A 22136-nucleotide genomic window follows, 5' to 3' on the forward strand; every position below is an offset into this window, starting at 1 on the left:
AAAAATAACCTCCTCTTAATTACTACTCGTTAGTATAGCCAAATTTAAATGTATGATATGTATACAATAAAAGAAGGAGAACCCAAAAAGCAATTCTCCTTTCTTACTTAAGTATATCAAATTATTCAAGATTAAAAACTACCTGTATTCACGTTTTCTGGACGATCTACAGGTTTTATTAACTTTCCGCCCTTTTCATCTATAAGATTTGCTTTTCCATTCACTTCAATAGAAATATTTTTCACACCTTTCTTTTCTGTTAAAGATAAAACTAACGACTTCAATACGTAATTTGAGATCATATTTTTATCTGGGTTTACAAATATATTTTCATTAAAGTTTAATGTAAGATTTCCGTCTTGTAATTTCGGATTCGTAATAAGCTTAACGCCTGGATTAAAATCATTCAGGAGCGATTGATGGATCGGACCTTTTACAAGTTCATCTATAATTGCTGCATAGTCATTTTCTTTACCTTCCGCAACGCGGCGTGTGACTGGTACGTAGTATTGCTGTTTATTATTATTTTGCGCCATAAAATACAGTGTGACTGGTTTTGTATTTGTTACATCTGCTACTTGTTCATCATCGAAGTTAATACCATTTGCACGGCTCACTCCTTCACCAAGCGGTGTACCACCAACCGGCATCTTTGCCAATTTCTCACCATTTATTTGGAACTGCACTTGTTTTATCTCTGTAAATTGCGTCAACGTCCAAGCTATAGATTCAACGATTTGACGCTCTTCTTCTTTCGCATAGTTTTTCATTTCTTTAGAGAAATCAATAACTGCCGTTCCGTCCTTTTTCAAATCTAAAGTCATCGTTGTATTCGCCGGAATGACTGCACGAAACCCATTCGGTAATAAATTCGTTACCGGTCCATCTTTCACAAGGTATTCTAACGTTTGCTTCACAGTCTCATTTGCTTTCGGAGTAGGTATAGCTAACGTTTGTGGTACAACATAACCATTTTTATCAACAAGGTATAGTTCTCTGTTTACCATTTGCCCTTGCTTATCTTTTTTAGCTACTTCTTTCTTCCCACCCTCTGTATACGTAACTTGTTTTGGCGGATCAATTTGTTCAGTTGCTTTCTCTTGATTTATAAAGCCACACCCTGTTAGTAAAACAGCGCTCACAGTAGCACCAACAACCCATTTAAAAGTGGATTTAGGCATGCCATTCCCCCCTAAAATCTAAGTTTGTACTATTATGTATACGAGCTGTTTCATGTTTTAGAACAAGCTGCGCCTCTTATAAATTGAAACTTTAATCAGTAGGGGTCTTACTCCCCAGCAAATAGCAAGATAAAACAAAAACTCCTGATTTCTCAGGAGCTCACTTATATAAATTCTACTATTATTCTTTTTCTAAATGAATATGCTTCACATTTTCAATCGGTTGACCGAACCATTTTGATGCAATTTCTTTAAACAAGCCTATTTTTCCTGTTGTTAAGAAGAGATGATCGCTTTGTTCTTCTCCTTCATTCAACATTTTACTATGATATAAGATTGTACTTACTTCACGTGCTGTTTCATCACCAGAACTAATTAGTTGCACTTTATCTCCCATTACTTTTTTAATAACAGGTCCTAAAATCGGATAATGTGTACACCCTAATATAAGTGTATCAATATCGGTACTTTTCAGTGGTTGCAACGTTTCTCTTACAACTTCATACGCCATTTCACTTTCGAAATTCCCACTCTCTACAAGTTCAACGAAAGGTGGACAAGCTAAACTTTCTACCATAACACGGTTATTAATAGACTTTAACGCCTCTTCGTATGCACCACTTTTCACCGTTCCAATCGTTCCAATAATCCCAACGTGATACGTGTTTGTCACTTTTAAAGCTGTACGTGATCCTGGGTGAATAACTCCTACTACTGGAATTGGTAATTGTTTTTGCATCTCTTCTAATACAACTGCAGTTGCTGTATTACACGCAATAACTAACATTTTAATATTTAAGTCTAGTAAATGCTCTGTCATTTCCCACGTAAATTGACGTACTTCTTCTCGAGAACGTGGACCATAAGGACAACGTGCTGTATCTCCTAAATATATGATACGCTCTTTCGGCAACTGACGAATTAATTCCTTCGCTACTGTTAAACCGCCAACTCCTGAATCGATAACACCGATTGCTCTATTCAACTTCATCACCCGTTTTCTCATTCATCATCTTTTATGTTTATCATTATATTTTACACACTTTAAGTTCGCTCACTTCAAATGCTTCTGTATGAAAATTTTCATTTTCCCATGTATAGACTAGGACCTTTTTTATTTTGCTCCTTTTTTTCGTAATTTGCAAGATAGAAAAATAACCGACCTTCTATAAGAAAGTCGGTTTCTTCTATATAAAGTGCATATTCATTGCTCCATCTTTTTTTGAAAAGAAGACATTCCCATTAATAAGAAGAAATGAGCAGCAATTAAAATGACGATCAAAATAAAATTCAATCGATAACTATTTGTAGATTCCATAATTTTGCTCGCTACAGCTGGTCCAAATGCCATACCGAAAAAGTTAATTAAATTATATAAACCAAGACCGACTCCAACTTTAGCTGGATTTAATGTTTTCGGGATAAATGTGTTTAATGATACTTGAATTGCCGAATAACTCATAAATGTTAAAATAACCGCAAATAAAATAAAGAGTAAGTTCCCGTCCGGAATAATCCCTAAAATTAAAAAGCCAATGATCATAACTACAGAAGCTACATACATCATCTTCACATTCCCAAACGAAGGAATAATCTTTCCGGTAATAAAACTAGATACAATACCAAAGAGAGATGCAATAAACAATACAATTCCAATAACGAATGGAGACAATCCATGTCCTCTTCCTAACAGTAATGGTAATAATAATAAACTAGCACATAACGCCACATTAATGATAAATCCGACCGCTATTAAACGAAGTAATGGTTTATTTGTAAATAACTCAATATCAATAAACGGCGACTCCGTTCTCTTCATATGAGCCTTAAATAAAAATAGAAAAACAACAGATAACACAAAAAGCCAACTATTAATATTGACCCCTAATAAAATGGTCGTAATCAATACAAATAATAAAACTGCTCCAATGAAATCAAAGCGAAACACTTCATCTGTATGTCGCGCCTCTTCTGGCATAAATTTTACGAGTAAGAAAATACCAATCATTGAAATAACCATAAATAAAAATAAATACGGCCACCCTAACGTATTTGTAATTGCCCCACCTACTAAAGGTCCAATACCAACCGCTAATGCAATAGAAGAACTAATCATTGCTAACGCACCTGGTTTTTTAGCTGGAGCAACTAATTTCGCCACCGCAATCATACTAAGCGCAATAAACGCTGCTCCGCCGCTCGCCTGCACTAACCTTGCGAAAATGATAATTTCATAAGATTGATTCACAAATCCAACAATAGAACCAGCTACAAATATGATAATAGAAATAATTAATAGTCTTTTTACACTGTAACGATCAGCCAGCTTTCCATATATTATCGAACCAATACCGACAACTAAGGAATACCCTACTACAACCCAGCTTACTTTCGATTGACTAATTGATAAATCATTGGCAATATCCTCTAGCGCTACATTAAATAACACAGCGTTCATCGGTCCTAACAAAACAATAAAACATAATGTAAAAACAAACCATTTCGAATGGTTTCTTATATCTTTCCCCATGTGTAACACTCTCCTGATTGCAATTTTAAAACTATCAAACTATAGATAAAAAAATGAACTTATTTAAATGTTGTATCACCACTAAACAACTTCATTAAATGTATAAATGGTGCTAATTTATCGCGCGATAAATTGAATTCGAAACGAAACACGTATGTTGTTCGATATTCATGGAACTATCATAGTTTCAGCATTACAGTTTGTCAACGAAAAATATACAAAGTAAACTAATTAAGTCTTTTTAGTTTACTTTGTTCAAAAGTTATTATACACTAATTTCGAAGCCGATATAAGGAGGACTGGCATGATTATTCAAATTTACATTTTTTAACTTAATAAAATGAAACGCATACAGAACTTTTATATAAAAGAGACATTATAGGAGGATTATGATGAAGAGAAAAATGTTAGTTGTATTAACAAGCGTAGAAAAATACCCAAATTTAAATAGGGCTACCGGACTTTGGCTTGGTGAAGCTGTACATTTCGTAAAAAAAGTAGAAGAAGCGGGTTACGAAGTTGATTACGTCAGTCCACAAGGCGGTTATACACCAATTGATCCACATAGTTTAGCAATGGCGGAGAGTATCGATTGGGAATGGTATCAAAAGAAAGAGTTTATGAATCGCCTCGGTTCTACAATGAAACCAAGTGAAGTGAATCCAGAAGACTACGCTGTTATTTATTACGCAGGTGGCCACGGGGTTATTTGGGACTTCCCAGAAAATAAAGAACTTCAAAATATTAGCCGCAATATTTATGAAAACGGCGGAATTGTTTCTTCGGTTTGTCATGGAGCTGCTGGTTTATTTCATATTACATTAAGCAATGGGGATCGTTTAATTAGCGGTAAGAAGGTAACAGGCTTTTCAAATGAAGAAGAAAAATTAGCTGAATTAGATCAATTCGTTCCATTTTTAACAGAAGATAAACTCATTAAAAATGGAGGACTTTACGAAAAAGCCGCGCAACCGTGGGAAGCTTATGCTCTAGAAGATAATCGTGTTATCACTGGTCAAAACCCAGCTTCAGGTGGTCTAGTAGCCGAATTAGTATTAAAACAGTTGCAAAAATAATATGTACTAAAAAAGCAGATTCTCCTCTATTAAGGGAGATCTGCTTTTTTACGAAATCATTTGCAAAATAGCAATAACTTCTTTTTCAATTTCAGAATCATCAATTGCTTCTATATACTCTGGTTTAAAAAGTTGATACTTCTTTAATTGATAAAAATCAAGTATCGCTTTCTTTAACGTAATATCGTACTGAATACAAAAAGAATGATCTATAATACGTCTTAACATCACATCATCTTGTACCATAAATAATTGTGCATTCATTTTATTAAAATAACCTTGTTCCATACCCGCTTCAAAAAACATTTGCAAATTATGGTTACGATTTTGTTGGGCAGCGACTAATTGATCCGACAAATGCGGATATGCTTCTTTCAAATCTTGCAAAAAAACATCCGAAATATATGTCACACATTTTAAAGAATGGATAAACGTCTTTTGGAAACGTTCTGTAAATGACATACTTTCATCTTGATTATCCGCATCACCTTCGAGTAGATAGTTCATGAAATCCTCTACTACCGCCTCAATAATTTCATCTTTCGAAGAAAAACGTTTATATAAAGTAGCTTTACTAATATCCATATATTTCGCAATTTCATCTATTTTCAATTGGCTAAAACTTGTCTTTCTAATAATGGGCTTTATTTTATTAATATAAGTATTTGCACATGCGACTTTTCTCATTTAAAAGAGCCTCCCCTTTTGTCCATACAAAATAGTATAGCAAATTCACGAATGATTATAAATGAAGTTATTATACTCACTATGCCTTTTTAGTTTATTACATTTTCATATACTATACATAAAAAACTATAATCAATTATTACCAACTGGACGGTTACAAACCAATTTCGAGGCGGGAATTTTAGAATACAGTGAAACTTTAATCAGTGGGGGGGGGCGTTCATCCCCACTGATTATTAGCTCTCACCAATCGGGGGTCCTACTGCCCGGCAAATAGAGGGATAAAAATACCCACTACCTTTGTTAGTAGCGGGTACTTTTTCTATAATTTATTTACAGCCCTTTTTATAGCCTTACCTATTTCCACGCTAGACTGTGGATTTTGTCCTGTAATTAAATGACCATCTACTACTACATGCGGCGTAAAATTGGGGGCTACATAAAACAAAGCTCCTTCTTCTTTCAACTTACTTTCTAGCAAAAACGGAACGCGCTTTTCTAAATGTACAGCTCTTTCTTCATCGTTTGTATAACCTGTTATACGCTTACCCGCAACAAAAAACGAGCCATCCTTATTTTTCACACCGACTAAAGAGCTTACTCCGTGACAAACAGCCGCTACAATCCGGTTATTGTTATACATATTCTCAATCAAATTTGCTACATATGGATTACCTGGAAAATCTACAATCGCCCCGTGCCCACCACCAAATAAAACCGCATCATAATCCGAAAAATGAACATTTGAAATCGGCTTCGTATTTTGCAATAAAGAAGCTACATGCTTGAATTCGCGAGGTATACCATTCGGAATAGACACTCTATCTATAGGTACTCTCCCGCCTTTTATTGACACAATATCAACATCAAACTTAGCCTTTTTTAATACATGATAAGGAGCTGCGAGCTCTTCAAGCCACAAACCAGTCGGGTGTCCATTCATATCATGAGCACTTGTTGAAACTAACAGTATCCTTTTCAACATATCCCCTCCTTATTACCTATTTATGTATGAAACGTTTTTATCATTCATATAGCAAGTGAAGCAAACAAAAAAATAGCCGACTTTTATATAAAAGTCGGCTGCTTTCTTATAATTCGAGCTCTCCCATACGAAGAAGCTCCACAACTGCTTGTGAACGTCCTTTAACCCCTAGCTTTTGCATTGCGTTTGAGATGTGGTTGCGAACTGTCTTTTCACTTATAAAAAGTTCACCTGCAATTTCCTTCGTTGTTTTATCTTGAACCAGCAATTCAAATACTTCTCTCTCTCTCTTTGTGAGTAAAGGTTTAGATTGATACGCTTTTTCCTTCAACTGGTATAACCCTCCTTGCTTAAGCCAGAGCTGTGTATGTGTAAGTTGGGTGTTTATTTAGTCAAGATATTGTATGAACGAAATGTGCAGGTGGTGAATGAAAATGGGCTTTATTTCCTATGTTATTTTAGACTTTTATACAGTGCGTACACTCTTTTTATCCACTTACTTTCCAACGCGCCATATTTGTTCTAGCAATATACTTACAACCGTACCTACAAATAAGCCATTACCGAATATATATTGCATAACAGACGGCAAGGATTGGAGTGCTCCAGACGGTAAAAACATAACGCCGCTGCCAAATAATACTGCAACGCCTAAAATCGTTACATTCCTTTCACTCATCGGCACTTGTTTTATATTATTAAATCCAATTCCAATTAACTGTACGAACGAAGCCATTAAAACAGCCGATGCGACAGCTGATGGTAAAGATGCTAAGTAACGAATAATACTTGGAAAAAGAGACATTACGACTAGTAACGCACATGCCATTAAGAACGATTGGATATATTTTTGTTTTGTTAAACGTATAAATCCTGCCGTTGCTGGTAACGGAACGACACCTACAGTTGAAAATACAGAAGAGATGATATGCGAAATCCCCCCAACCCATGTTCCATCTTTCAACTGTTTTTGTTCAATAGTCGCTTTATGAATAGTTGCTTGATTAATTGCTATAATAGCTGCCACCGTATTCGAAACTAAAATACACACCATAACGAAACTTGATACAGCCATACCTGTATTCCATTTTGGAAGTCCCCAAGCAAATATATGTGGAAGTTGCACAAAATGAGTTACTTGAGATGGGATTGTCACTTTTCCTGCAATGAGAAAAATAATCCACCCACTAATTAATCCTATTAAAACTGCATAACTTTTGACAAAGCCTTTTCCAAAATTAGATAGTATAATAACGAACAGAAATATACTAAACGCGATCATTGCTGTAAATCCGTCGATTTGAGAAATAGTAGCTGTAATTCCTAACATTCCTTTTAAAAATACACCACTTAATTGTACACATAATAAAAGTAAAAACGTCCCTGTCACAAGCGGCGTAAATAAAAATAAAATACGTCCTATAAAACCAGTTACTCCTAATCCTATTAAAATAATACCGGAGATTATCATTCCTAATTCTAAAATTTGCAGTGTACTATGTAATTGATCTTGTCCGGCCGTTGCATAAGCAAGTACGGTAAATACACCAACCCAAGATCCAGCCGGCCCATCCGCAATTGGTAGTCTATGCCCAAGCCATCCTTGTAAAAAAGAAGATATACCAACTACAAAAAACGTACGCTGCATTAAATAAAATATTTCTTCCGTCGTAAGATGAAATAATCCGCCAACGACAATTGGTAGTGCGATTGAATTTGCTAATAAAAATATAAACCATTGTAAAGTTCCCATAATATGATTTTGGTTATGTTGATTGTCCAATTTTTTCATCCCTTCTAGCTTTCCTATAAAAATATATTGTAAGAATAAAAAAGAAGAGTTCTATACTCACCATTAGAACCCTCCTCAAAATATTTAAACGATTCTTCTACACAAGATTATTTAATTCCACCTCATTTAAACTTCCAACAACAATATTTCCTTTATACACGACTAAACGTTTTTCTGTTTGACGCGCTACTGCTTCAGCAGCGCATGTCGCATTCGTCAAAACAAAGCTCGCTTCATCCCCTACATTCGGCCATACTCGCTTCCCTTCCTTATTTAACGTTTCTTTTCCTCCTGTAATAAAGCGGAGTGCTTTTCCTAAAGACCTTTCGTCACTCCACCCAAAACGCTCTGCTAATCGATTCGCCTTTTGAAGCATATCACCTGTTCCAAACGGTGACCAATGATCTGTAATGCTATCATTGCCTAATGAAACCGTAACACCTTTTTTATCTAATAACGGAATTGGGATTACTTGTTTACCAATTGGCACTGTTGAAGTAATATCAATATTTACATTTGCGAGTCTTTCTGCCACTTCTTCAGCCTCTTTATCAGTAACACCACCAAGTCCAAGTGCATGACTAATCGTTACACGGCCTTGCCATCCTGCTTCTTCTGTTAAACTTGCCAATCTCTTCATCGTAAACGTTCCAAGATTATTCGCATCGTGCAAATGAATATCAACATCCGCATTAAATTCTACTGCGATATCCATAATTGTATGTAATGACTTTTCAATGTCATTATCCACTGTAGCTGGATCTACTCCTCCGACTAGATGAGCACCCATACGCATCGCATCTTTCACGAGTTGCACAGAATTACTGCGCAATAATCCATGTTGCGGAAACGCAACAATTCTACTAAATACTCGATTTTTATATGTTTCTAATGCCGCTAACGTCGCCTCCAAATTACCAAGCCCAATAATTGGATCAACATTACAATGCGTTCTAATATTCGTTGCACCATTTTGCAGTAGTAACTCTAGCATATTTTCCGCTCTATTTTGAGCAGTCGCTAATTGCTTTGGTAAAATTTTTTCTTCTTCATTAAAACGTGTAAAAATACTTTCTGCTGGCATACAAGCTTTCCATGGGCCACTATAATATGTTTTATCAATGTGAATGTGCATCTCTTTGAAAGCTGGCAACATTAATAAGTTCTTAGCATCAAAAGTTACTATATCTTCCTCTTGAACAATCCCTTTTATAATTTTTTTAATTCGACCATCTTCAATAAGTAAACTGCATAATTCTGTTTCTGTTTGTGAAATTCTCTCTTCTTCATATGTATATCCTGATTCAAGCATTACGTTAGTCAACCAATATACTGTCATCTCTATTTCCCCACCCTTTATTAAAAATCACCTCATAACTACAAGTTTAATATCCACTGAAAATTAAGACAATTAATACGATCGCTTCTCACAAAAAAAATGTAATACAACCCCATAGTCTTCTCATAAATTTCCATATAGAATAAAAGTATGCAGTTTGATATAAAAAGGAGTTGATTGGAATATGTCAAAAAGGTTATGTAAATCCGAAACTGATAAAATGCTATTTGGTATATGTGGTGGTTTAGGAGAATATTTTGATATTAGCTCTACTCTTATTCGTATCATTTGGGTTATTGCTGTTTTATGTTTTGGGACAGGATTTTTAGTTTATTTCATTTGTTTATTACTTATGCCACGTTCGTACTAATGGCATCATTTCACATACTTAAGAAGAGCAAATCACCTATAGAATCCTATAGGTGATTTTTTCATGAAGAATATTTCATCGTTAAATGTAATACCGCCACTTCTTCTTCTTCATTTTTATAAATATGCTTCTTATTCGCTTCAAATTGAATGGAATCAAACTCATTTAATTCGTATACATCATTCTCCACTTGAATAGACACTTTCCCTTTCATTACCGTTACAAGCTCAATCGCACCTTCATGATGAGCTTCTGGCTCATATATACTATTTGATCGTAAACAAGCACGGTGCATTTCCATCCCTGTTTCTTTCGTATAACGGAACATCGTTTCTAAATGCCACGCTTGTCCTTCATCTACTGCAAATCCTTCTCCACAGCGCGCAACAGCTACAGGTTCTCCAGCAACCATTAATCTGGATAAAGGAATTGATAACCCTTTCGTTATTTTCCAAATGACAGCTAGTGTCGGATTTGTTTCCCCTCTTTCTATCTTTCCTAATGTTAATTTACTAACTCCTGTTTTATGGGCTAATTCTTCTAAACTTAATTTCTGTTCATTTCGAATTTGTCTCAATAACTGTCCAACTTGTTGAATGACTTCTTTCGTTTGCATATCTTCATTTTCTTTCATATATAAAACCACCTCAAAGTATAAAATAGTTTACTTTTAACAAATGAAAGTATATCATACTATACATAATTATTTATTTTCGAAAGGAGTGCTATACTTCATGCGCGCAATTTTATTAGGTCTTTTATCATCGGCCTTTTTTTCTGCAACCTTTATTATTAATAAAGCAATGAATGTATCTGGAACGAGCTGGGCTTGGACAGCTTCCTTCCGTTTTTTATTTGCTCTTCCTATTTTATTCCTTATCGTTTTATTTCGCAAAAACTTTAGGGGATTATGGGAAGAGTTAAAAAAACATCCATTGGCATGGATCGGATGGGGTTCTGTTGCCGGTATTGGTTTTTATTCTTTATTAAGTTTCTCAGCTGTCTTTTCTCCAGCTTGGCTCGTTGCTGGAACTTGGCAAGTTACGATTTTAGCTGGTTTACTACTATCACCACTATTTTTCGTGAAAATAGAAACAAAATCAGGTACGAAACTTGTACGCGGAAAAATTCCACTTCGTAGCTTATATGTTGCATTATTTATTTTACTTGGTGTAATTTGTATGCAAGCAACTGCCGCAGGCCATATTACAATGACTCAGTTCATTTTAGGTTTTTTACCTGTCGTATTAGCCGCTTTCTTATATCCGTTCGGTAACCGAAAAATGATGGAGCTTGTTGGTGGACGCCTTGATACGTTCCAACGTGTATTAGGAATGGCAATTGGAAGTCTTCCTATAACAATCTTGCTTGGTATATACGGATTTTCTACTACTGGCATTCCAACATCCAACCAAATGCTTCAAGGATTTTTGTTAGCATTATGTTCCGGCGTTATTGCAACGATGACATTTTTCTTTGCTACTGACTTAGCAAAAGATAACCTCGCTCTACTTGGAGCTGTTGAAGCAACACAAGCTGGAACGATGGTCTTTACCGTACTTGGAGAAATCATTTTCTTAAATGGTTCACTCCCTGGAGGACTTTCTCTCATCGGAATGATTATTATCATGTTAGGAATGGTTGCAAATAGTATTTTAAACCGTTCTGTTCCAGTCGTTAAACAGAAAAAATCGGCATAAAAAAAGGGTATGGTTCTATAGAGATGAACCATACTCTTTTTTATTGTCCCCCTATTTTGCCTTATCAGAATAGTATTTCATTGGCTGTTTATACTAAAACTTATGTTATAATACGTTTCATGTGCATTAATAGGAGGTAAATTATGTTAAAAAAAGCAATCGCTGAATTTATTGGTACATTTGTACTTGTATTATTCGGAACTGGAGTAGCTGTCACTGGCGGCGGAATTGAAGGAATTGGAACATTAGGAATCGCTATGGCTTTCGGCTTATCTATTGTAGCTATGGCATATAGCATCGGAACAATTTCTGGATGTCACATTAACCCAGCAGTATCAGTAGCTATGTTCATCAACAAACGAATGAACGCTATGGAACTTTGTTATTATGTATTAGCTCAAATTTTAGGTGGTTTATTAGGAACTGCAACGTTAGTAACAATTTTAAAATCTGCTAAAACACCTTTAGATAATTTAGGACAAAATGGTTTCGGAACTCTTGGTTTATCTGGAGCATTTTTAGTTGAGTTCATTTTAACTTTCGTATTTATTTTAGTTATCGTTGCTGTAACAGGTAAAAAAGGAAGTTCTTCTTTAGCTGGACTAGTAATTGGTTTCACATTAGTTTTAATTCACTTATTAGGAATTCCGTTAACTGGAACATCTGTTAACCCAGCTCGTAGTATCGCACCAGCTTTATTTGTTGGTGGAGAAGCACTTTCTCAACTATGGGTATTCATCGTAGCACCAATTCTTGGTGGTATCTTCGCAGCTATCGTAGGTAAATTCATTTTAAATACTGAAAAATAGAATTTTCAATATTTCTGAATAAAAAAATGCGAGCCCTCATTATGAGGAAGCTCGCTTTTTTTATTCTTTCATTTTAGACTTTAAATTTGTAACTAATTGATCTACCGTTACATTTGCAAGTACGTTTTCCATCGCTTCTTGCGCTTGCATTAAAATAATTTCTAATACTGATTGAATATTAGCTCCTACTGGACATTCAATGTTGGGATTTTCATGGAAGGAAAATAGTTGTCCTTCTTCTACAACTTCCACTGCTTTATATACATCAAGTAATGTAATTTCTTCTAAATCTCGAGCAAGTGTCGTACCACCTTTACCAGCTTGTACATCAACAAGTCCTGCTCTCTTCAACATTCCTGTAATGCGACGAATCACAACTGGATTTGTATTCACACTACCGGCAATCCATTCAGAGGTACAGCGAGAGTTTCGATCTATCGCAAGTAATGTCAGCATATGAACACCTACTGTAAAACGACTACTAATCCCCATCTGCACACCCTCCTTTTTATTCATTCTATTAAAAGACGACTCTTATTATTATATACTATTTTTAATTTATACATAAAGAAAAAGCATGATTTCAATAGGAAATCATGCTTTTCTCTCATTATTGACGCTTTATAAATTTCGCTAAATCTTTAAATTTCACTTTATCTGAGTAATTCATTACGCCGTTTACGTAAATGCGGCTTGTAACAGCATTTAATACTGCAATTGTCGCCAATAAGACTGCTAATGTTATCGTAATTTCTAGCATACCTGCTTCACCAGCTACAATACGTGAGAAGGTAACCATCGGTGTAAAAAATGGAACGTAAGAACTTACAACAACGATAGTACTATTCGGATCACTTAATGATTTAATACTAATAAAGAATGCAGCCATAATTAAAATCATTACCGGGAAAGATACAGCTTGTAAATCCTCCGTCTTAGATACGACAGCTCCAGCAGCAGCATACATCATCGCATAAAGTAAATATCCCGTAATGAAATAAACAAGAAACATGCTGATAACTTTTGCATCTAATTTTGTAAAGTCAATTGGAATACCAAATAGTGAGGCACTTTCTAAATCGACCCAACCTAACAAATATGGAATAAGATAACCACACGCCAATACGACAAGTTGCAATAACGCCGTTGAAACAACCGCTAAAATTTTCGCATACATCATCGTAAGAGGCTTCACTTTCGGAAGCATTACTTCCATTACACGTGACGCCTTTTCAGATGCAATATTCATTGCGATTGTATTTCCGAACGCTACAATAAACATATATAAAGCAAATGTAAAGAAATAGGCAATTCCGAAAGAAGATGTACGATCTTTTATCGCTTCTTGCTTCACTTGAATTTCTGTTTGTAATTGCTGTGCAATTTCTGGTGAAACATTATTTTTGGCAATCGTTACCATCGTATATTGTTGCTTTAAATATCCTGCCATAATTGCAGAAGTTGCTTGGCTTGGAAATCCATTATACATATATGTAATCGATGGAGCCCCACCCTTTTCCGTCACATGTAATAGACCATCTAAATCGCCTTCTTCTACTTGCTTATGCAGTTTATCAAAATCATCCTTTGAACCAATTGTTATTTTTGCTGATGGCAATAGCTTATTTAGCTCATCTTTTTGTACTTTATATGTGGAACTCTCTACTACAACTGCAATTTTATCTTTATCCTTATTTTTATCATCGCCTGAAGTAAAATGATTAAATGCAAAAATCCCAAACACAACTAAAAATAAAATCGCACTCGTAATTAATGATTTCTTAGATAAAAACGCTTCCCTAAAATAAAATGAAAATACGTGAGAAAATTTATGCATCGTTATTTCGCCCTCTCTACAAAGATTTCGTTTAACGTCGGCTCTAACATTTTGAATTGTCGTAAGCTAACACCTTGCTCTTGCAACTGTTGCAAAATCTTGAGAGCTTCCGCATCGTCTTGTACTTTCACATAAAGAAGGCCTTGTTGTTTTTCATACGATACATGTATAGCTTCTAATCCCTTTTCATTCTCTACTGTATCTTCAATCGTTAAATTACGGAAACCGTATTCTTTCTTAATATCACTTAGCTGTCCTTTTACGACTGCTTCACCTTTTTTCAAAATACATACATGTTGGCAAAAAGCCTCTACTTGTTCCATACGATGACTTGATAAAATAATCGTCTTTCCGCTCTGTACTTGTTCTTCAATAATACTAGCTAACATCCCAGCATTAACTGGATCAAGGCCGCTGAATGGTTCATCTAAAATGAGAAGTTCCGGATTATGAAGAAGAGCAGCAATTAATTGGATTTTTTGCTGATTCCCTTTTGAAAGCTCTCCAGCCGTTTTAAATTTATATTCTGGTATCGCTAAACGCTCTAACCAGTGATCAATAGCGTGATCCACTTCTTTCTTCGACATTCCTTCTAATCTACCAAAATATCGCAGCTGATCTATTACTCTACTTTTTGTATATAAACCTCTTTCTTCTGGTAAATACCCAATTGTTACACCACTATTTCCAAATGCTTTTCCATCCCATGTAATCGAACCTTCATTAGGCGTTAATAATCCGAGAAGCATTTTGATTGTTGTTGTTTTCCCTGCACCATTTCGTCCAAGTAACCCTAGTACTTCACCTTTTGGTAACGAAATTTGCAAACCGTTAACTGCTTTTGATTCCCCAAATTGTTTCGTTAAGTTTTGAATTTGTAAACTCAAGTATAAAGCCTCCCCTTTAGTATCATTCGTACTCTCTTTCAAAGACTATGTTTATTCAAGACAAAATATAGCACCACGCTTCATCCTCTTATATGTAAACATCGTCATGAATCCATCATTTGTTCTATTTAGTTAAAATTGTAAATAACAAAGTTCTTTTTGTCAATTATAATTGTCATTACGACAATAAAACTTGTCAAAACAGCTATTATTATTTTGCTCATCTTTCTAATATAGGACATACTACTATATATACAAAAGACAATATGCAAATGTTCATATAAAAATATTATATTTTAATATATAATATAAAATGATTTTCTAACATCAAGGAGGATACATATGAAGATGAAGAGGGGCATTACCACTTTATTATCTGTAGCGGTTCTATCTACATCACTTGTAGCATGTTCAGGAACACCAGAGAAAACAGTGGCGAAAGAAGAGAAAGTAAAATTAACAGAACAACAATTAATGGCTGATTTATGGTATCAAACAGCCGGTGAAACGAAAGCACTTTACTACCAAGGGTACAACATTGGTCAATTAAAACTTGATGCAATTCTTGCAAAAGGGACAGAGAAAAAACCTGCTATCGTGCTTGATTTAGACGAAACTGTTTTAGATAACAGTCCTCATCAGGCAATGAGCGTAAAAACAGGCAAAGGCTATCCTTACAAATGGGATGATTGGATTAAAAAAGCTGAGGCTGAAGCCCTTCCAGGCGCAATTGATTTCTTAAAATATACAGAGTCTAAAGGTGTAGATATTTACTACATCTCAAATCGTAAAACGAATCAACTAGATGCAACAATTAAAAATCTTGAGCGTGTAGGTGCTCCTCAAGCAACGAAAGAACATATATTACTACAAGATCCGAAAGAAAAAGGAAAAGAAAAACGCCGTGAACTCGTTTCTCAAACCCATGATATTGTCTTATTCTTCGGTGATAACTTATCTGATTTCACAGGTTTTGATGGAAAATCTGTAAAAGATCGTAACCAAACAGTAGCAGATTCAAAAGCACAATTTGGTGAGAAATTCATTATTTTCCCGAATCCAATGTATGGCGATTGGGAAGGCGCTTTATATGATTATGATTTCAAAAAATCAGATGCAGAAAAAGATAAAATCCGTCGCGACAACTTAAAATCATTTGATGTAAAATAAAAGAGGATGGCATTCGCCATCCTCTTTTATTTTACTTTCTCTGTTAAAGGCAAGATAAATACTTCCACACGTCTATTCTTTGCCTTTCCTTCTTGTGTATCGTTTGGAGCAATTGAACGGTATTCTCCGTATCCAATCGCACTAAATTTTTCTGGTTGTAATTCTTTATTTTGCAGTAATACTTGCATAAAATTAACTGCCCGCTGCGTACTTAATTCCCAATTCGACGCAAACTGCGCATTGGCAATAGGGACATTATCCGTATGACCCGATACTGTAATTTCACGAGGTGACGCTGAAACAAGTAAGCTAGACATCTCTTTTGCAATCCCTAAAGATTCTAATTTCACATCTGCTTTCCCCGAATCAAACAGTATATTTTCTAATATTGTCACCATTAATCCCTTTTCAGTTAATTTAGTTTGAAAAGAAGAAGATAATTGTTTTTCATTAATATATTGATCAATCTTTTTTTGTAATGCTTTCAATTCATCCATCTCTTTTTTTTCTTTAGCTCTAGCTTCTTCTTGTTTTTTTGCTTGTTCTGCCTCAAGGCTACTTGCTGATAATTCTTTTTCATCATTTGGCTTTTGATCACTTAAAAATTCTTTGTTACCTGTTCCCCCAGCTAATTCACTTCGAAAAGCAACTGCCATCTGTTTAAACTTCGCAGCATCTATACTACTCATTGCGAATAAAACGATAAACAATGCAAATAACAACGTTAACATATCAGAATATGGGATTAACCACGTTTCATCGATATGCTCATCATGTTTTTTCTTTTTGCCTCTTCTATTTTTCTTACTCCGCATTTTTTTCTGCTCCTTTTTCTAGCTTTTTACGCTCAGTTGCAGAAAGTGCACCTAAAATGCGGTTCTTCATAATAAACGGATATGTACCTTCTTGTAACATTAATAAACAATCAATGATTAAACGTTTTTTCTCAATTTCAGCTGAAGATTTTTGCTTTAACTTATTTGCAAATGGATGCCATAATACGTAACCTGAAAAAATACCAAAAATCGTTGCAATAAACGCACCAGAAATAGCATGACCTAACTTTTCAATATCAGTTAAGTTACCAAGCGCAGCTACAAGACCGATAACAGCACCTAAAACTCCTAATGTCGGTGCATACGTACCAGCTTGTGAAAAAATAGCAGCTCCCTTTGCATGTCTTTCTTCAATTGCCTCTAATTCAGATTCCAAAATCTGCTCTAAATCTTCTGCGGATACGCCATCAATCACAAATTTCATACCGCGCAAAAGAAATTCATCTTGAATTTTGTCTAATTGTTGCTCTAAAGACAAAATACCGTATTTTCTACTTTCAGATGTCCAATGAACAAATAATTCTAGCAACTGTTCATAACTTAAATCCTTTTTATTTGAACCAAAAAGAACTTTAAATAGTTTTGGAACCCTTTTTAGTTGATTCATCGGAAATGCAATACATACTGCAGCAAATGTACCAATAAAAATAATTAATGCTGCGGCAGGATTTAATAAGGCTGTTATGTCAGCGCCCTTGACGACCATCCCTACTACCACTGCTACAAATCCTAAAATAAGTCCAATAATTGTTGCAAAATCCATTCCCATTCACTCCTAGTCTATACAAGAAGTTCTTTATTCTCGATAATCGCTACATCTTCTTATGTATATATATTACATAAAAAATGCAAATCATGAAAGATAAGAAATGAATTATATAAAAAAATACTACAAATTCACACATTTTCTGACATTTTCTTTGCATTTCTATTACGTTATGACTCTTATATTCCTTTTCCAACAAACTAGATTTATAATAAAAAAACAATACACATTTTATGAAGAAGGGACTGTGATTACAAGGCATCATGAAAAAGATAATAATTATTTCTGCCACTACTATTGTAATCGGGATCACATCTTTCGCTTACTTTGGTTCTAAAACACCACTACATAATGAAGCAAAAGCTGTCGAAAGTCAAAAGCATAATAACCATAAAAAAGAAGAGATTCCTGCTTTTCCAAAAGCTGATCATAATGCAAAGAAAATAGACAATGACTTTTCAGTTGTAACAAATCCAAAATCTAATCTTGTCTTAATTAATAAACATCGAAAACTACCAGATGGATACATTCCTGAAGACTTAACGAGACCAAATGTACCATTTATTAGTCCAAAAGATAAAGAAAAAACATTGCTGCGCAAAGATGCTGCCGAGGCACTTGAAAACATGTTCAAAGCTGCGAAAAAAGAAGGGCTTGATCTTACAGCTGTATCTGGTTATCGTTCATACAAACGCCAAAAATCGTTGCATGATACATACGTTAGACGTCAAGGAAAAGCCGAAGCTAATTCGGTAAGCGCAATTCCTGGTACAAGTGAACACCAAACGGGTTTAGCAATGGATATTAGTTCAAAATCAGCTAAATTTCAATTAGAGCCTATCTTCGGAGAGACAGCAGAAGGAAAATGGGTCGCGGAACATGCTCATGAATTCGGCTTTGTCATTCGTTACTTAGAAGATAAAACAGATACAACAGAATATGCCTATGAACCATGGCACTTACGCTACGTTGGTAATCCATACGCTACATACCTATATAAACATCACTTAACATTAGAAGAAGCGATGGAAGACAAAAAATAAGAGAGCAAATTGCTCTCTTATTTTTCTTTCACTCTATTATTGTAGTAATTTCTTCTTCCATTCTTCAGGCCATGGTTCGCCTCTTCCTGTTTTTTTCGAAGCTTGAACCATCATTCCACGACCTACTAAACAAATCTCTCCTTCTGCATTCTTCACCATATAATGTAAATCTAAAGAAGAATTCCCGACCAATCCTGCCTTTACATACACCTTCAGCTGTTCATCAAAATATATTTGCTTAATAAAATTACATTGTAAATCCGCAACAACGATCATCGTTTCTGATGATGCATGTGTCCACTCTTGCATAAATCCAAGTTCTTTAAACAACGCAATACGAGCTTCTTCAAAATAAGTAAAAGCAACGACATTATTTACATGTCCAAACATATCTACTTCACCAAAACGAACCTTTACAGGGTTGTAAAACGAAAAACCACTTTCCCATTGCTCAAAGTCTTCAATATAAGAAATCCTCTTCATTGTTATCTCTCCTTTTCATCTTGAAATAAACAGAATAAACAGAAAAATATAGTTATAAATATTGCCTCTTCGATATGAAGAGGCAATATTTATTAATAGTTATTATCGCTACCAAAGAAATCTTTGAACGATTGAATTGTTGTATCACGGTTTAATGCCGCAATTGAAGTTGTTAAAGGAATACCCTTCGGACATGATTGCACACAGTTTTGAGAGTTACCACAGTTTGCTAGTCCTCCATCTCCCATAATTGCACGTAAGCGATCTGCTTTATGCATTTCACCCGTTGGATGTGAGTTGAATAAGCGAGCTTGTGATAACGGTGCTGGTCCAATAAAGTCAGACTTACTGTTTACGTTTGGACATGATTCTAAGCAAACACCACATGTCATACATTTTGAAAGCTCATAAGCCCATTGACGCTTTTTCTCAGGCATTCTTGGTCCTGGACCTAGGTCATACGTACCATCAATTGGAATCCACGCTTTAACGCGTTTTAGAGCATTAAACATGCGACTACGATCAACTTGTAAGTCACGTACAACCGGGAATGTCTTCATCGGTTTTAAGCGAATTGGTTGCTCTAATTGATCAATAAGTGCCGTACATGATTGACGTGGTTTTCCGTTAATCACCATCGAACATGCACCACATACTTCCTCTAAGCAGTTCATATCCCATGCAATCGGAGTTGTTTGGTTCCCTTTTGAATCAACAGGATTACGACGGATTTCCATAAGTGCTGAGATAATATTCATATTCGGACGATATGGAATTTCAAATTCTTGGTCAAACGCTTGCGCATCTGGCCCGTCTTGTCTCGTAATGATGAGGCGGATTGTTTTCTCAGACATGTTGTTTATCCCCCTTCTCTTCACCCTTAGCAGCTACATCGTGTTTTGAAGAATAATCACGTTTACGCGGTTTAATTAACGAAATATCAACGTCCTCGTAATGGAATGCTGGTGCATTTCCTTCTCCCTCAAATTTTGCCATCGTAGTTTTTAAGAAGTTTGCATCATCACGATTTGGGAATTCAGGTTTGTAATGCGCCCCACGGCTCTCATTACGGTTATATGCGCCAATTGTAATAACACGTGCTAACTCAAACATATTTGCAAGTTGGCGTGTAAATGAAGCACCTTGGTTACTCCATCTTGCTGTATCGTTAATGTTAATACGTTTGTAACGAGCCATTAATTCTTCAATTTTCGCATCTGTTTCTAATAATTTTTTATTTTCACGAACTACTGTAACGTTATCTGTCATCCATTCTCCAAGCTCTTTATGAAGAACATACGCATTTTCGTTACCATCCATCGTTAAAATATTGTTAAATTTCTCTGTTTCGATTAATTCATTTTGCTCATATACAGTAGATGAAACAGCATCAGATGATTTAGAAAGACCTTTCATATACTCAATTGCGTTTGGTCCTGCTACCATACCACCATAAATTGCTGATAATAGTGAGTTCGCGCCAAGACGGTTACCACCGTGCATAGAATAATCACACTCACCTGCTGCAAATAAACCTGGAATATTTGTCATCTGTTTATAATCAACCCATAGTCCGCCCATTGAATAGTGAACAGCTGGGAAGATTTTCATCGGTAGTTTACGAGGATCATCCCCTGTAAATTTCTCATAGATTTCAATAATTCCACCTAGTTTAATATCTAGTTCTTTTGGATCTTTATGAGAAAGATCTAAGTACACCATGTTTTCACCGTTAATACCTAGTTTTTGCTCTACGCAAACATCAAAGATTTCACGCGTTGCGATGTCACGAGGTACAAGGTTTCCGTAAGCCGGATATTTTTCTTCTAAGAAGTACCATGGTTTACCATCTTTATATGTCCAAACACGTCCACCTTCACCACGTGCAGATTCACTCATAAGACGTAATTTATCGTCTCCAGGAATTGCCGTTGGGTGAATTTGAATGAACTCACCGTTTGCATAATATGCGCCTTGTTGATATACAGCAGAAGCTGCTGTACCTGTATTGATAATGGAGTTTGTTGATTTTCCGAAAATGATACCAGGGCCCCCTGTTGCCATAATCACGGCATCTGCTCCGAAACTTCTAATCTCCATAGTTTGTAAGTCTTGTGCAACGATTCCTCGGCACACACCTTCATCATCAACAACAGCTCGTAAGAAATCCCAACCTTCATATTTCGTTACAAGTCCTGCTACTTCGTGACGACGTACTTGCTCATCTAATGCGTAAAGTAATTGCTGTCCAGTTGTTGCACCAGCAAATGCTGTACGGTGATGTTGCGTTCCACCAAATCGACGGAAATCAAGAAGTCCTTCTTCCGTACGGTTGAACATAACACCCATACGGTCCATTAAATGAATGATACCAGGTGCTGCTTCACACATTGCTTTAACTGGTGGTTGGTTCGCTAAGAAGTCCCCACCATAAATTGTATCGTCAAAGTGGATCCATGGAGAATCCCCTTCACCTTTCGTATTTACGGCACCGTTAATTCCGCCCTGAGCACATACAGAATGTGAACGTTTTACTGGTACTAAAGAAAACAGTTCAACATTTACTCCTGCTTCTGCCGCTTTAATCGTTGCCATTAAGCCAGCCAAGCCACCGCCGACTACTATAAGTTTCCCTTTCATGCTCT

23 protein-coding genes are annotated in these 22136 nt (G+C 35.6%); 6 read left to right on the forward strand and 17 right to left on the reverse strand.

Annotation, left to right across the window (positions count from 1 at the left end; genetic code table 11):
* Nucleotides 1–131: 131 nt before the first annotated feature.
* The 3 genes from gerM to C3Y97_RS22730 form a co-directional block, all read right to left on the reverse strand.
* Nucleotides 132–1181 carry a spore germination protein GerM gene (gene gerM / locus C3Y97_RS22720; protein ID WP_001126746.1) on the reverse strand — a complete coding sequence of 350 codons (1050 nt, stop codon included), beginning with the start codon at nt 1179–1181 and terminating at the stop codon, nt 132–134.
* 181 nt (nt 1182–1362) lie between these two features.
* Complete coding sequence (racE, locus tag C3Y97_RS22725; RefSeq protein WP_000774005.1) at nt 1363–2172, reverse strand: glutamate racemase; 810 nt, start codon at nt 2170–2172, stop codon at nt 1363–1365.
* Between the two features lie 213 nt (nt 2173–2385).
* A complete protein-coding gene (locus C3Y97_RS22730) occupies nt 2386–3711 on the reverse strand; it encodes an MFS transporter (RefSeq protein WP_000513857.1) in 1326 nt (441 codons plus the stop codon).
* 392 nt (nt 3712–4103) lie between these two features.
* On the opposite strand from C3Y97_RS22730, the gene C3Y97_RS22735 reads away from it, so the two are divergent.
* On the forward strand, nt 4104–4787 hold the full coding sequence (locus C3Y97_RS22735; RefSeq protein WP_000823849.1) for a type 1 glutamine amidotransferase domain-containing protein: 684 nt from the start codon (nt 4104–4106) through the stop codon (nt 4785–4787).
* 48 nt (nt 4788–4835) lie between these two features.
* Here the strand turns inward: C3Y97_RS22735 and C3Y97_RS22740 are convergent, their stop codons facing one another.
* The 5 genes from C3Y97_RS22740 to C3Y97_RS22760 form a co-directional block, all read right to left on the reverse strand.
* Nucleotides 4836–5474 (reverse strand): TetR/AcrR family transcriptional regulator, encoded by a 639-nt coding sequence (locus C3Y97_RS22740; protein ID WP_001233006.1) that lies wholly within the window; start codon nt 5472–5474, stop codon nt 4836–4838.
* 322 nt (nt 5475–5796) lie between these two features.
* Nucleotides 5797–6459, reverse strand: a complete 663-nt coding sequence (locus C3Y97_RS22745) for a type 1 glutamine amidotransferase domain-containing protein (RefSeq protein WP_000919607.1) — start codon at nt 6457–6459, stop codon at nt 5797–5799.
* A gap of 106 nt (nt 6460–6565) precedes the next feature.
* Nucleotides 6566–6790 (reverse strand): spore germination transcription factor GerE, encoded by a 225-nt coding sequence (gene gerE / locus C3Y97_RS22750; RefSeq protein ID WP_000659484.1) that lies wholly within the window; start codon nt 6788–6790, stop codon nt 6566–6568.
* A 165-nt stretch (nt 6791–6955) separates the two neighbouring features.
* Nucleotides 6956–8251: a purine/pyrimidine permease gene (locus tag C3Y97_RS22755; protein WP_086407793.1), complete on the reverse strand. Its 1296-nt coding sequence runs from the start codon at nt 8249–8251 to the stop codon at nt 6956–6958.
* A gap of 97 nt (nt 8252–8348) precedes the next feature.
* Nucleotides 8349–9590 (reverse strand): amidohydrolase family protein, encoded by a 1242-nt coding sequence (locus C3Y97_RS22760; protein WP_000219557.1) that lies wholly within the window; start codon nt 9588–9590, stop codon nt 8349–8351.
* Nucleotides 9591–9774: 184 nt separating this feature from the next.
* Here C3Y97_RS22760 and C3Y97_RS22765 point away from each other — a divergent pair, with 184 nt between their 5' ends.
* Nucleotides 9775–9960, forward strand: coding sequence for a PspC domain-containing protein (locus tag C3Y97_RS22765; RefSeq protein ID WP_000044334.1), 186 nt, complete (start codon nt 9775–9777; stop codon nt 9958–9960).
* 61 nt (nt 9961–10021) lie between these two features.
* Here the strand turns inward: C3Y97_RS22765 and C3Y97_RS22770 are convergent, their stop codons facing one another.
* Nucleotides 10022–10594 carry a helix-turn-helix domain-containing protein gene (locus C3Y97_RS22770; RefSeq protein ID WP_000661920.1) on the reverse strand — a complete coding sequence of 191 codons (573 nt, stop codon included), beginning with the start codon at nt 10592–10594 and terminating at the stop codon, nt 10022–10024.
* A 100-nt stretch (nt 10595–10694) separates the two neighbouring features.
* Between C3Y97_RS22770 and C3Y97_RS22775 the strand changes: the two genes are divergently transcribed.
* Nucleotides 10695–11660 (forward strand): DMT family transporter, encoded by a 966-nt coding sequence (locus C3Y97_RS22775; RefSeq protein ID WP_086407794.1) that lies wholly within the window; start codon nt 10695–10697, stop codon nt 11658–11660.
* Between the two features lie 143 nt (nt 11661–11803).
* The gene (locus C3Y97_RS22780; RefSeq protein ID WP_000913213.1) at nt 11804–12469 is read left to right on the forward strand and encodes an aquaporin; all 666 of its coding nucleotides are present in this window, start codon (nt 11804–11806) and stop codon (nt 12467–12469) included.
* A 60-nt stretch (nt 12470–12529) separates the two neighbouring features.
* Here C3Y97_RS22780 and C3Y97_RS22785 read toward each other — a convergent pair whose 3' ends face one another.
* The 3 genes from C3Y97_RS22785 to C3Y97_RS22795 form a co-directional block, all read right to left on the reverse strand.
* Nucleotides 12530–12961 (reverse strand): Rrf2 family transcriptional regulator, encoded by a 432-nt coding sequence (locus C3Y97_RS22785; protein ID WP_000512998.1) that lies wholly within the window; start codon nt 12959–12961, stop codon nt 12530–12532.
* 118 nt (nt 12962–13079) lie between these two features.
* Nucleotides 13080–14306 (reverse strand): ABC transporter permease, encoded by a 1227-nt coding sequence (locus tag C3Y97_RS22790; protein WP_136363665.1) that lies wholly within the window; start codon nt 14304–14306, stop codon nt 13080–13082.
* A 2-nt stretch (nt 14307–14308) separates the two neighbouring features.
* A complete protein-coding gene (locus tag C3Y97_RS22795) occupies nt 14309–15193 on the reverse strand; it encodes an ABC transporter ATP-binding protein (protein WP_000058117.1) in 885 nt (294 codons plus the stop codon).
* A 342-nt stretch (nt 15194–15535) separates the two neighbouring features.
* Between C3Y97_RS22795 and C3Y97_RS22800 the strand changes: the two genes are divergently transcribed.
* Entirely contained in the window at nt 15536–16363 is an 828-nt protein-coding gene (locus C3Y97_RS22800; protein ID WP_000782764.1) for a 5'-nucleotidase, lipoprotein e(P4) family, read from the forward strand.
* Between the two features lie 26 nt (nt 16364–16389).
* On the opposite strand, the gene motB is transcribed toward C3Y97_RS22800, so the two are convergent.
* The gene (gene motB / locus C3Y97_RS22805; protein WP_001256734.1) at nt 16390–17178 is read right to left on the reverse strand and encodes a flagellar motor protein MotB; all 789 of its coding nucleotides are present in this window, start codon (nt 17176–17178) and stop codon (nt 16390–16392) included.
* Nucleotides 17168–17962, reverse strand: coding sequence for a flagellar motor stator protein MotA (motA, locus tag C3Y97_RS22810; RefSeq protein ID WP_000344853.1), 795 nt, complete (start codon nt 17960–17962; stop codon nt 17168–17170). The genes motB and motA overlap by 11 nt, the downstream gene beginning before the upstream one ends.
* A gap of 266 nt (nt 17963–18228) precedes the next feature.
* Between motA and C3Y97_RS22815 the strand changes: the two genes are divergently transcribed.
* Nucleotides 18229–19008: a M15 family metallopeptidase gene (locus C3Y97_RS22815; protein ID WP_000720201.1), complete on the forward strand. Its 780-nt coding sequence runs from the start codon at nt 18229–18231 to the stop codon at nt 19006–19008.
* Nucleotides 19009–19044: 36 nt separating this feature from the next.
* Here the strand turns inward: C3Y97_RS22815 and C3Y97_RS22820 are convergent, their stop codons facing one another.
* The 3 genes from C3Y97_RS22820 to sdhA all read right to left on the reverse strand — a co-directional run bounded on the left by C3Y97_RS22820 (nt 19045) and on the right by sdhA (nt 22131).
* The gene (locus C3Y97_RS22820) at nt 19045–19491 is read right to left on the reverse strand and encodes an acyl-CoA thioesterase (RefSeq protein ID WP_000822731.1); all 447 of its coding nucleotides are present in this window, start codon (nt 19489–19491) and stop codon (nt 19045–19047) included.
* Nucleotides 19492–19583: 92 nt separating this feature from the next.
* A complete protein-coding gene (sdhB, locus tag C3Y97_RS22825) occupies nt 19584–20345 on the reverse strand; it encodes a succinate dehydrogenase iron-sulfur subunit (RefSeq protein WP_001291827.1) in 762 nt (253 codons plus the stop codon).
* A complete protein-coding gene (gene sdhA / locus C3Y97_RS22830) occupies nt 20338–22131 on the reverse strand; it encodes a succinate dehydrogenase flavoprotein subunit (protein ID WP_000676750.1) in 1794 nt (597 codons plus the stop codon). Before sdhA ends, sdhB begins: the two co-directional genes overlap by 8 nt.
* Nucleotides 22132–22136 lie beyond the last annotated feature (5 nt).

Source organism: Bacillus sp. DU-106 (genome assembly GCF_004799705.1).
GTDB classification, from domain to species: domain Bacteria; phylum Bacillota; class Bacilli; order Bacillales; family Bacillaceae_G; genus Bacillus_A; species Bacillus_A cereus.